The organism is Croceitalea dokdonensis DOKDO 023, assembly GCF_001306415.1.
Lineage (GTDB): Bacteria > Bacteroidota > Bacteroidia > Flavobacteriales > Flavobacteriaceae > Croceitalea > Croceitalea dokdonensis.
In genome coordinates, this window is record NZ_LDJX01000015.1 from 1 (window position 1) to 11,810 (window position 11,810).

Annotated in this window: 9 protein-coding genes; all 9 read right to left on the reverse strand. The window is 36.5% G+C overall.

Annotation, left to right across the window (positions count from 1 at the left end; translation table 11 throughout):
• Window positions 1–578 precede the first annotated feature (578 nt).
• Window positions 579–986, reverse strand: coding sequence for a hypothetical protein (locus I595_RS16945; protein ID WP_054560639.1), 408 nt, complete (start codon window positions 984–986; stop codon window positions 579–581).
• 782 nt (window positions 987–1,768) lie between these two features.
• Complete coding sequence (locus I595_RS16955; RefSeq protein WP_054560641.1) at window positions 1,769–2,404, reverse strand: hypothetical protein; 636 nt, start codon at window positions 2,402–2,404, stop codon at window positions 1,769–1,771.
• A gap of 151 nt (window positions 2,405–2,555) precedes the next feature.
• On the reverse strand, window positions 2,556–3,146 hold the full coding sequence (locus tag I595_RS16960) for a hypothetical protein (RefSeq protein ID WP_157449799.1): 591 nt from the start codon (window positions 3,144–3,146) through the stop codon (window positions 2,556–2,558).
• 129 nt (window positions 3,147–3,275) lie between these two features.
• On the reverse strand, window positions 3,276–3,752 hold the full coding sequence (locus I595_RS16965) for a hypothetical protein (RefSeq protein WP_054560643.1): 477 nt from the start codon (window positions 3,750–3,752) through the stop codon (window positions 3,276–3,278).
• 310 nt (window positions 3,753–4,062) lie between these two features.
• A complete protein-coding gene (locus I595_RS16970; RefSeq protein ID WP_054560644.1) occupies window positions 4,063–4,368 on the reverse strand; it encodes a restriction system modified-DNA reader domain-containing protein in 306 nt (101 codons plus the stop codon).
• 3 nt (window positions 4,369–4,371) lie between these two features.
• Window positions 4,372–7,125: an HsdM family class I SAM-dependent methyltransferase gene (locus tag I595_RS16975; RefSeq protein ID WP_054560645.1), complete on the reverse strand. Its 2,754-nt coding sequence runs from the start codon at window positions 7,123–7,125 to the stop codon at window positions 4,372–4,374.
• Window positions 7,106–8,020, reverse strand: coding sequence for a DNA-methyltransferase (locus tag I595_RS16980; RefSeq protein WP_054560646.1), 915 nt, complete (start codon window positions 8,018–8,020; stop codon window positions 7,106–7,108). The genes I595_RS16975 and I595_RS16980 overlap by 20 nt, the downstream gene beginning before the upstream one ends.
• Window positions 8,021–8,023: 3 nt before the next feature.
• The gene (locus I595_RS16985) at window positions 8,024–8,350 is read right to left on the reverse strand and encodes a helix-turn-helix domain-containing protein (protein WP_054560647.1); all 327 of its coding nucleotides are present in this window, start codon (window positions 8,348–8,350) and stop codon (window positions 8,024–8,026) included.
• A gap of 1,569 nt (window positions 8,351–9,919) precedes the next feature.
• Entirely contained in the window at window positions 9,920–10,420 is a 501-nt protein-coding gene (locus I595_RS16995) for a hypothetical protein (protein WP_054560649.1), read from the reverse strand.
• Between the last annotated feature and the right edge of the window lie 1,390 nt (window positions 10,421–11,810).

The window sequence follows — 11,810 nt, forward strand, 5'->3', positions numbered from 1 at the left end:
CGCTCCTCAAGTGACAACCGTTTGTGCTTTTTTGTCTTCATACAACAAATCTAAAAATTGGATTTGTTGCGTTAAGTTATTGAACTCGCACATTTTTTCTCAAATGGTAGGTAACGGTTGGGCTATGAACAGTACGGGAGCAAACTAGCGTTTGCTTTCCGCCAGGCACATAGCGAAATCTTTTGGTTTTCTTTTTTTATTTGTCTCGCTAAAAAGCAAAATCCAAAAGATTTTGCGGACTTCATAAAAATACACAAAACCTGCGATTAAGCCCGAAGCCCGTATTGTTTATAGGTTTTGTTGTAACACGTTATTTTTCCACGCTTTTACTATTCTGTAAATCACGTACCCTATAACTAGAGCATTTATAACATGCCAAATATTCAATCCGATGTATGTTGCTTTCTGAGAGGTATTCATACTTTCTAAACTCCAATAAGCTCCTATACTTTCATCGTAAAAGTCATCATAGTCCATTAGTAGCAGTCCCAATATCCCGTAAATAGCTAAATCCACAAGCAAGAGACCGATTCCGAATGCAATATTATTTAATGTGAAGATTTTACTAGGCAATTTTTTTATTCTTTTACCAAATTCTGTTCTACATTAAGCATCTTTTTTTTCATTCGTGTTTTTATATTTAAGGTATATTCTCCACTTTCAAATTTCTTATCTCCAATATGGTCAATTGGTGTTTCCTTTAAAGTTACCCACCAGTCATAAGTAAATATTTTTTTAATTATAACAGTTGTACTCAATGAATTACCATAACTCCAGATATAAGGTAATTTTATAAATTCAGAGTGTTTGTTTTTCAAAATGTCATTAAATACATATTCTGTTCCCTCGATATTGATTTTTAGTTCTTTTATGAGGTACCTACCGTTATTAAAAACTCTTAATTTCAATGAGTCAGTAACTCCTTCGGCCTGTGAAAATCCAACCACCGAGAACAAAATTACAATTCCAACTAAAAGCTTTTTCATAATGTGTTACAACGCCAGAGCTAAAGGTAGTGCGGTCTGGGGCAAGCGTTTCCCATGGCGCAAGGTCCCTTAGCAAAAGCCTTGTTTTTTGTCTTAATTTTTTTTCTCAGGACAAAAGCACAACGCTTTTGCCACCAACTAAAAATACGCAAACCTTTGGAAAGAACACCGTTGCCCGCATTACATTTAGGTTTTGTTAGCGGTGGTGAGCACGCCCTGCCCATTGCCCAACGGACGTGCCACAGATCTGTCACCCGTGGTTTTTGCCGCATTTTCCACACGGCGACAGGCCATGGCGGACGGGCCTGCGATAAACGCCCTTAAAACTGCCAAGATAGGGAGTGACGACCCACAGGTCGACCTGCGAACCGATTGCGCACCGATTCCGTACAGGCGGCAAAAGGGAAGGCCCCGAAAGCTGCCTTACCGTCCAAGCCCGAACCAAGCGAACCTGACCGGCCTAACAAACAAGTACCGTGGATTTTTTGCTTTTCTGATAAACGTGCCCCTTGCGCACCGCATGTCCAACTAACACGTAAAAAAGCAAAAAAGGGAAGGCCGCGAAGAAGCTCTGTTTTATTTGGTGCTTATCACCGTTAACGGTTCGGCTATGATTAGTGCGGCGCGGAAATCTGGCGAATTTCCAGCTACGCGCTAAGCAAAAGCTTTTGGTTTTGTTTTTTCTTTTTTTGTTCGAAAGCAAAATCCCAAAGATTTTGCGACTTCATAAATATACACAAGCCTTGCGTAAAACCCGAAGTCCGTATTAATTATAGCCATTGTTAGCATAAGTTTTTCTTTAAGGGTACATTGTATTGATTCAAGTTATCAGATGAAGATGTCGGATTTATTACAGAACTAATTTCGTCAATTTCAAATAATTCTTTGTTCAGCTTTTTAGAATATTCAGTAATGTCTTCGCTTTTATCAATAAATAATATCGGCTCTTTAATATCAAGATTCAATCTTATAATTGCGGAACTGCTTAAATGTTCTTCTTTCGTTCCGTCCATCATTCCATAACTATCACTATTAGATAAAGAATATTCCATTTCACACTCAATCTTACCGTCATTTATTTTTCCAAATTTCATATTAGAAACGGTAATGTCAATTGAGTTAGAAAATGAACCAAAAATATCTTTCGAATTTTCAAAAGTTAAATTCTCTAAATCTTTTAAAGCATATATTTTAGGGAATTTTGCATACTCTAATTCTATTTGCGTCTTAAAATTTGAATTCGATTTTTGCTCTCCATAGAATGGGTCGAGGTAATCAAATCCATTCATTTCAAGTTCAATCCAAGAGCATCCTAAATAGTTTTCGGAATTATTATCTATAATGCACGTGTATAAAGAACCTTTTTCAGGTTGTATATTGGTGTATAGATGTTGAGTTATTTTATTCCAATTTTCCATTTTCAAATTTATGCTAACGGTTTCGTATAACCGTCAGTTACGGTTTTAAGTTACTAATTTTCGGTTAAGTACTGACGCTAGCAATTCCGCGTGGATTCTGACGTAGTCGAATCCGCCGTAATTGCGGTTATACATTGTTGTGAGCAGTATTTTATTCACAGTATTTTGTCAGTTTAATACTTTTCAAAGCTTTAAAAAATTCCACTTGGGTTGAGTCCGACAAATCGTTTCCATAAAAACTCAATCTCGTTTTATTGGAATTCGGTCCGCCACCTTTAAGACTGTCAATATAAATTCCGCTCGCTCCAAAGCCTTTATTTTTTGGTTTTATAAATTTAGCTTCGAAACAGTCAATACTGTCTATTTCGAATTCGTACTTTAAATAATCTTTTGCTTGGAAATCTGCTGATGTATAATCCGCAACAACCAAGTGTTTAGTTCCCTTTAGTTTTTCTTTTTGTTCAGTTGTAAATTCAGCGTATTCGGATTCCTCAAATACAAGCAATTCTGGATTTTTAGTCAAATCAGGTGAATACCAACCCAAATCAAAAATCAGAGTGTCGTTTTTGTCCGTTATCAATCCGTTGACATAGCTATCAATTCCTTTTATTTCATATTCCAACCAAGTTTTCGGAACAGTTATTTCGAACGCTCCGTAGTCAATCGTTTTATTATCTGACTTATCACAAGATAAAATCAGAAGTAAAATTAATATCGATAGCATTTTTCTCATATTGCTCACAACGGTCTCGTATAACCGTCAGTTACGGGTTAAAATGCGTTAATTTTCGGTTTAGCATAGACCTTAGCAATTCCGAGTGGATTCGTACGCAGTCGAATCCGCCGTAATTGCGGTTATACATTGTTGTGCCTAGTTTTTTATCCATTCCAAGTCAAGTACGTCACGTAATCTATTCAGACTTTCTCTTGATAAAAACTTAAAAGCAAGTCCAATAAATCCGTATCTAATTACCAAAATTTGTCCAATCATTACTAAAATCAGAATTGGTGAGAATTCTTGAGTTTTAGTCAAAATCATTGCAATAAGTCCGATTATTGGAAATAGTAAAAACACACTCAATAAAATCCGAAAAACTTTATGGATTTCCACTTTCACGTTTCCTTTTTCAGTTTCTATTGCTCCAGTCATTACACAAAATGCTCCTTTTCCAATTGCTGACGATATAATTTTAAATTCGTTTCCGTTTATAATTCCGCGAAATGATTTGTCGGTATATTGAGAAGTCAGATTTTCAGACTTTTCCGTTCTCCGATTCAGTCGATTCAGCGTTTCAGCTTGGTCGTCTATTAGCTTAAAATTCAGTTCTTTGGTTGGGAATATTTTCATTTCTCAAATTAGGCACAACGGTCTAGTATAAGAAAAGTAGGGCAGTTGTAAGCGATACTTTTCGGATTAAGCTAAAGCCGAATTTTTAAATTTTGTTAATTATCTTTTCTTCTTTTAATTATACCAAATTTAAAAATTTGGTGACTTGGCAAATACTCACAGACCTTTCGATTAAGCACTTTTTGCCCTATTTTTTTTATACATTGTTACCTGCTGGCTTTTTTCCGCAAACTTGCTAGCGTTGGCAAAGACATACTCTTTTACAGTTTTGGTGTAGCGTGGATGGCGCGACTGGAAATGTGTATGGCTTTCAGCGTTGGCTTTCGGTCTGTTTGTATTTCGTTTTATAACTACTCAATTCATTATAAATTCCATTGTCTAAAATCCGCCAATATTTCCACCCGTTTATACTTGTTTTCGTTATTGCTCTTCCAGCTCCACTAGGAAATGGAAAAGTTTTCATTTCATTAGCAATTTCAAATGTTATTGCTCCTTCTTTATCTAGAGTGCCAATAATTTCATTATTCGGTGACGAATAGACCTTAGTTCCGCTTTTAATAATTCCAGCGTTTATAATCATTTTTAAGGTTATGTCTGGTATTTCTTCGTATGCCATATTCTAGTCTTTTACTGCAAAACGAATTCGATATAATTGCTTTAAAGAATTCTTAATTGGTTCGTAATATTCAGAAATCCCATATATTTCCATTAAAGTATTCTCAAAAGTAATTCTGTCTTCTGATTCCAATTCCTGTACAAGAGGTAATCTGTTACGTTGCATAATTGGTCTAAACAATTCTACAATCTGTAACTTTTGGTCATCTGTAAGAATGTTAGGATTCAAAATTTTAAAGTCTCTTTCAAATTTAGTTGCTCTTAAATCTAATGCTCCTAAACCACGACCAAAGCCAAAACTTTCAATCAAAAATAGACTTACAGTACTATTTAGCAGTGCTAAGTATAATGTTTTGTTTTCTTGTTGATAATCAACTTTTACTGAAAAACCTATCATTCTTTGGTCGATAAACGAACGGTTTTCAAATTTAGCAATGAACAGACTCTTGTCATAATTTACATTAGCGACAAAGTCAGCCATATTTTCAGTTGACATTTCATACCAATGCATATTTGGTTTTGCTAAAACTTCAGGTAAAGGTCTATTAGTTCCATTTCGTTGGTTTTCAAATGAATTAATCCAAGCTATCGCTCCATTGTGTCCTAAATTTTCTAGTTCTACAATACTCCTCGAACAACAAAATGCTTCTGCATTTGAAACGCATTCTAAATTTGTAGTATCTCTCAAATGTTTAAGGACCGGCTTGATATATTCTTGCTCGATGTTGTGTCCTGATGCAGGATAAAACATAGGATTCCATCCACGTCTTTCTCCTCGTGTGAAATGGAAAATATCGCTTGTGTTGATAAATCGGTCTCTAACATTAGCGACCCAACTAAGATTAGAAAAATAACCTGACCAAGGAATCCCAAAATCTTCAAAAGAATTTATTTGTGCAAGAGAATATCTATTGATAGTTAGATTTTCAGATTCTGTATTGACAATTATGTTATCGCTCAATGTCTTTATGTCATCAATTTCCTCCAGTTCTTCTTTTAACGTACAAAATGAGATTTCACTAACATCTGTGGTAGGTGTTTTTGGGTCTTTTTTTGAAGCAACTAATATTGTTGTTACAACATCTGCATTATTAAACCATTTTCCCTTTCCAGAGATTACTACGAAATCTATTTTGAAGAATTTTTGAAAAAGCTCTAAAAATTTTTCGCCATAATCAGTTCCCAACCAAGCATTTGATAATATAAGTCCAATTTTACCATTCTCGGATAAGAATTGATGAAGATAAAAAGGGATGTATGCAAAAATATCGCTTTTGCCACTTAATGTTTCTGTTGTCTCAGCTTCTTCTTTTATACAATCGTTAATATCCACTATATGTGGATTCAAAACTTTCATTTCCTTACTCTTAATGAATGGTAAATTGGAAACAACATAATCTACTATTGGGAATTCCTTTTCTACTATTTCTCCATTATTTGGATTTTGAAACTCTATTGTATCTCCTTGGTTTAGTTCAATTACATCAGAGCCAAAAACGTTGATTATTCTTCCAATATTTGAAGGTTTAGCCATTGTCAATGTCGAAAGTTGAATAGGAAACGAATGTTTGTCGGAAGCCCAAATGGTATCAAGAATATCATTCGAATTTATTTCATATTCTTCTTTTAATTCATAGGCTTGTTTTATAATTGTACCTGTTCCGCAACAAGGGTCAATTACTATTTTTGTTTTGTCATCAATAGTTAGGCGAGTTAATAAATCTGCTAATTTTTTAGGCGTAGAAAATTGACCTGCAACCTTTCTTTTGGCTGTTGCAACTGTACTTTGAAGTAATTGATGAAGAATTTCGATTTCAATAGCTTCAATATTTACAGTAGAAAGGAAGTGATTTAGTTCTGTCAGTTCGTTCCAAGCTGTTTCCGAAATAAATTGCTGTCCAAGGTTTGGACTGAAAATATTCCAGAAATTACATCTTTGGGAAATAGATGTTAGTATTTCCATTGCATCAACTATAGAAGTTGAACGTTCAATGTTCTCAATTTCTTTAGCTTCGTTAAAATGCTTTTTTAATATATGAGCAAAAATTATTTTGAAAACCCAATCTGTTAAAACTACCATCGACAAAGTAGGTAGTTTATGCTCAGTTTGACTTGAAGTAAAGCCATATTCATTTGAAGATGAATTCCACCAAAGATTGATTTCTGCATCTAATAGGCGAGTAGTTCTCGTTTTGGCTTTTAGTGTTTCTGCTGTATTGGTAGTATTCTCTAATACAACATCAATTACTTCATCAATTGATAATATTTCTTGTGAAGTGACTTCTGAAATTTCCCCAGATTCAAAAAAGCCATTTAAGTCGGCAAGAATTTCAAACAATAAATCTTTCCAGAGTTGTTCGTTAGATTTTACTTCAAGACGAGAATTTATATTTATGTCATTCCAACTTTTGTGAATTTCAAAGTTATCGCCATTTCTAATATATAAAACAGCACTTTTTACATTCCATAAAAGAAAACTATCTCTTTTTAATATTTTCGCCTTTTTTATTGCGTTGCTTATAAGTTCTGCATCATTTATTTGAGTGTCAGGCATTTTTAACTCCCAACCTTGCACAATTATATCTTTTGTAAGGTCTTTAAATAATAATACATCAGGAAATAGACTTTTCTTGTTATTACTTATAGTACTTTCTCCTCCAGCTCCTTTAAAATGCCAGCTCTTATTTGCTAAGAAAACCTCGATTGAACTAATAACATCAATAGCCCAACTTCTTTCGTTATACGTAACTTTCGCCATTGAGAACTTTGGTTTTATAATTTAGAGTATGATACTTAGCGATTGGTTCATTGAATAATCTCAAGGTAGATTTTTCTACTTCTTTCCTTTTTAAAGTTTCTTTTATTCTATCAGTACACACTTGGATGTAATCTACTTCGTCTACTTTATGAAGTAAAACATCTTCATTTTTTTCTATACCAATAAATTGTCTGTTTTCTAGAATGGCAGAAAGTAAAAAACTACCACTTCCACAGGCATTGTCGAGAACTACATCTCCAGGTTTTGTAAAAGTTTTAATTAAATATCTACCTAACTCAATCGGTTTTTGAGTTGGATGATAAACTGTTCCTTCTGACTCTGCTGTTTTAACATAGACAAAATCTTCGATTGATTGTTCTTCATATGCAATTACATCTGTTGGATATCTATTTCCATTACTCTTTACGTGATTTGATTTGAAGTCTCCATAACTACCTGTTAATTGGTCTTTTCTAAATCCTTTGTCATACGCTTCGCCTTCTGTCATTTGAGGATTATAGTTTGGTTGTTTTTTATAAAAAACGCAAATATCTTCGTGTTTTCTCAACGGTTGCTTTTTAGCATTTAAGAAATTTGTTGCTTTAGATTTTATCCAAACGATTTTATATTTAAAATGCTTTTCGTTACTCAATATTAGTTTTGCTGTAAAAACGCCTTGGGATGTAAGTACAATTGCTCCGTTGTCTTTTATTATTCTGTAATATTCAGTCCAAAGCTTTTCTAAGTCAATAACTGAGTCCCACTTGTTTTGAGTAGTTCCGTATGGTAAATCACATAAAATCATATCTATGCTTTTACTTGGAATTCCTTTCATTTCTTCAAGGCAATCGCCTTGAATTACTTTGTTTAGGTATTTATTTAAACTATTTGGCATATTTTAAAGTTTAAGGCTTTCTTGTTTAGCATTTATCTGACGTAAGTATTTTACTTTTTTTTCAGCAACAAAAAGAGCGTCTGTAGAGGAACTACTTTCGTACAGCTTTTTTGCAAATAAGTCGCTAAAAAATTCTGTTTTCAATTCTTCCAAATTTAATTCGAAAACTTGGGCAAGCAGGATTAATCGTTTTTCGTCAAAATCTCTTTTTCCATTTTCGATTTTGCTCAAATTTGCAGAGTCCAAATCAAGTTTTGCTCCTAGTTGGGTTAAAGTAAGTTCGTTTTTTGTCCGTAAATGTCTGATGTACTCTCCGAAAGATTGTTTCATTTGACTTGAATATTTAGACTTGTCAGTATTTGACAAATATAATAAAATATTTAAGAAACTATTTCCGTAATTTTCTTACGAGAGATTGGTGAGCGCAGAGGCAGAAACAGCTCTTTTATTTTTTCGAGCGTTGGCATTGAGCGTTTGAAAAAAAAATAAATGTGCTGTTTGCGCGTTGGCTTTTCAGCTTGCAGGTAACGCCAGAGCTAAAGGTAGTGCGGTCTTAGGCAAGCGTTTCCCATGGCGCAAGGTCCCTTGGCAAAAGCCTTGTTTTTTGTCTTAATTTTTTTTCTCAGGACAAAAGCACAACGCTTTTGCCACCAACTAAAAATACGCAAACCTTTGGAAAGAACACCGTTGCCCGCATTACATTTAGGTTTTGTTAGCGGTGGTGAGCACGCCCTGCCCATTGCCCAACGGACGTGCCACAGATCTGTCACCCGTGGTTTTTGCCGCATTTTCCACACGGCTACAGGCCATGGCGGACGGGCCCAGGATCAACGCCCTTAAAACTGCCAAGATAGGGAGTGACGGCCCAAAGGTCGACCTGCGCACGGATTGCGCACCGATTCCGTACAGGCGGCAAAAGGGAAGGCCCCGAAAGCTGCCCTACCGTCCAAGCCCTAACCAAGCGAACCTGACCGGCCCAACAAACAAGTACCGTGGATTTTTTGCTTTTCTGATAAACGTGCCCCTTGCGCACCGCTTGTCCAACTAACACGTAAAAAGCAAAAAAGGGATGGCCGCGAAGAAGCTCTGTTTTATTTGGTGCTTATCACCGTTAACGCCAGAGCTAAAGGTAGTGCGGTGTGGGGCAAGCGGTTCCCATTGCGCAAGGTCCCGTAGCAAAAGCCTTGTTTTTTGTCTTATTTTTTTCTCAGGACAAAAGCACAACGCTTTTGCCACCAACTAAAAATACGCAAACCTTTGGAAAGAGCACCGTTGCCCGCATTACATTTAGGTTTTGTTAGCTGTGGTAAGCACGCCCTGCCCATTGCCCAACGGACGTGCCACAGATTTGTCTCCCGTGGTTTTTGCCGCATTTTCCACACGGCGACAGGCCATGGCGGACGGACCCCAGGATAAACGCCCTTAAAACTGCCAAGATAGGGAGGGACAGCCCACAGGTCGACCTGCGAACGGATTCCGCACCGATTCCGTACGGGCGGCAAAAGGGAATGCCCCGAAAGCTGCCCTACCGTCCAAGCCCGAACCAAGCGAACCTGACCGGCCCAACAAACAAGAACCGTGGATTTTTTGCTTTTCTGATAAACGTGCCCCTTGCGCACCGCTTGTCCAACTAACACGTAAAAAAGCAAAAAAGGGAAGGCCGCGAAGAAGCTCTGTTTTATTTGGTGTTTATCACCGTTAACGGTTCGGCTAAGCGTAGTGCGGGGGCAAGGAAACTTTTCGTTTCCGTCTGCCGACGTAGCTAAAGCTTATTGTTTAGTTTTATTTTTTCTTGTCCAAAGCTAAATCCATAAGATTTAGCGACTTTATAAATATACGTAGACCTTTAGATTTGGCACTAAAGTCCGCATTACGTTTAGGCATTGTTGTAAGTAGTTTTTATTCAACAATGCTTTTTATTTTGCTCTCCAAACTGTCCAATTTTGATATGCTAAAAGTATGCTTATAGGAATTCCATTCAGATTCAAAATCATTATAATATCGATTAACTAACTCGTCCAAATCCGAACTTTGCAAATCGGTTAATTTCAATACTCTTAGAGAATCAACTTCTTTTTCCATTCTCCTCCGATAAGTTTCTAGCAAGTCAAACTTCAATTGGGCAACTCTCAAATCGTTTCCATTTGTCGTGTCGGAAACTATCGATTCGGTGGGGGAGAAAGTCGTTTTGGAACGATACTGGATTGGTGGGTCAACATTGTAACGAGTAGAAAGTCCAACTTTTGCATAGATTTTAAACGCTTTCTCATTTGGTTTATAAACGAAATCCTTCCATTGGAGTTTTCTGCTTTTACTCCAAACAATTTTATCCTCAAGAGTTTTGCGCTCCATTTCATCATATCGATTGGCATCACTTGTGTTTTGTTTACATTGTGACATCAAAAGCGATATTAAAATTCCGAAGATTAAAATTTTTGAAGTTCTAATAATTTAATGTTTTTGGTAAATTACTTACAACGTTGATATAAGAAATCGTAGGGCAGCGGATATTAACTGACGTAGGATAAATTATATAAGCCAAATATAAAGATTTTGTATTTATCATTCGTTGTAAATGCCAAATTTTATATTTGGCGACTTGGCAGCTTAAAATCAACTTTTTAGATAAAAATCAATTGCCCTATGTTTTTTATATATTGTTATCTAGCGTTTTAAATTTCTTTTCACAATACTTTTATATTTCTCTTATTCAAATTTCACGGCTCTGTTTAAGTAATTTTTAATTTTACACAAGATTGCTAGACTTTACTGTTTAAACAACTTAAATCACGTTATTTTTATCCGAAACCACGCAACAGTTACGTTCGAGTAAAGTCCGAAATATTCACAACAGTTTCGTTTGAGTTGAGTCCTAAAACATAAGAATCTAACGCTTTGATTTTTAGTTTTTTAGATACAGAATAGGGAAGTAGAATCCGAAACCACACAACAGTTACGTTTGAGTAAAGTCCGAAATATTCACAACATTTTCGCCTGAGTTGGGTCCGAAAACATAAGTAGCTCACGTTTTGGCTTTTTTCTTTTAATAATCTACTTAACAGGCTAATTTTTTTACTTTTTATAACTTGATAAAGTGCTGGTTTTAAACGTAAAGGGCAATGCTAGATAACGCCAGAGCTAAAGGTAGTGCGGTCTGGGGCAAGCGTTTCCCATGGCGCAAGGTCCCTTAGCAAAAGCCTTGTTTTTTGTCTTAATTTTTTTTCTCAGGACAAAAGCACAACGCTTTTGCCACCAACTAAAAATACGCAAACCTTTGGAAAGAGCACCGTTGCCCGCATTACATTTAGGTTTTGTTAGCGGTGGTGAGCACGCCCTGCCCATTGCCCAACGGACGCGCCACAGATTTGTCACCCGTGGTTTTTGCCGCATTTTCCACACGGCGACAGGCCATGGCGGACGGGCCCAGGATCAACGCCCTTAAAACTGCCAAGATAGGGAGTGACGGCCCACAGGTCGACCTGCGAACGGATTGCGCACCGATTCCGTACAGGCGGCAAAAGGGAAGGCCCCGAAAGCTGCCCTACCGTCCAGGCCCGAACCAAGCGAACCTGACCGGCCCAACAAACAAGAACCGTCGATTTTTTGCTTTTCTGATAAACGTGCCCCTTGCGCACCGCTTGTCCAACTAACACGTAAAAAAGCAAAAAAGGGAAGGCCGCGAAGAAGCTCTGTTTTATTTGGTGCTTATCACCGTTAACGGACTTGTGTATGAAACGTAGCGTGTAAAAAGACACTAACTTTTCGGGTTAACACAGAGCCGAATTTTTAT

Bases quoted from the DNA above. Each gene is read 5' to 3' on its own strand.
- I595_RS16945 (WP_054560639.1), bottom strand. From the start codon at position 986: ATGAAAAAGCTTTTAGTTGGAATTGTAATTTTGTTCTCGGTGGTTGGA.
- I595_RS16955 (WP_054560641.1), bottom strand. From the start codon at position 2,404: ATGGAAAATTGGAATAAAATAACTCAACATCTATACACCAATATACAA.
- I595_RS16965 (WP_054560643.1), bottom strand. From the start codon at position 3,752: ATGAAAATATTCCCAACCAAAGAACTGAATTTTAAGCTAATAGACGAC.
- I595_RS16970 (WP_054560644.1), bottom strand. From the start codon at position 4,368: ATGGCATACGAAGAAATACCAGACATAACCTTAAAAATGATTATAAAC.
- I595_RS16975 (WP_054560645.1), bottom strand. From the start codon at position 7,125: ATGGCGAAAGTTACGTATAACGAAAGAAGTTGGGCTATTGATGTTATT.
- I595_RS16980 (WP_054560646.1), bottom strand. From the start codon at position 8,020: ATGCCAAATAGTTTAAATAAATACCTAAACAAAGTAATTCAAGGCGAT.
- I595_RS16985 (WP_054560647.1), bottom strand. From the start codon at position 8,350: ATGAAACAATCTTTCGGAGAGTACATCAGACATTTACGGACAAAAAAC.
- I595_RS16995 (WP_054560649.1), bottom strand. From the start codon at position 10,420: ATGTCACAATGTAAACAAAACACAAGTGATGCCAATCGATATGATGAA.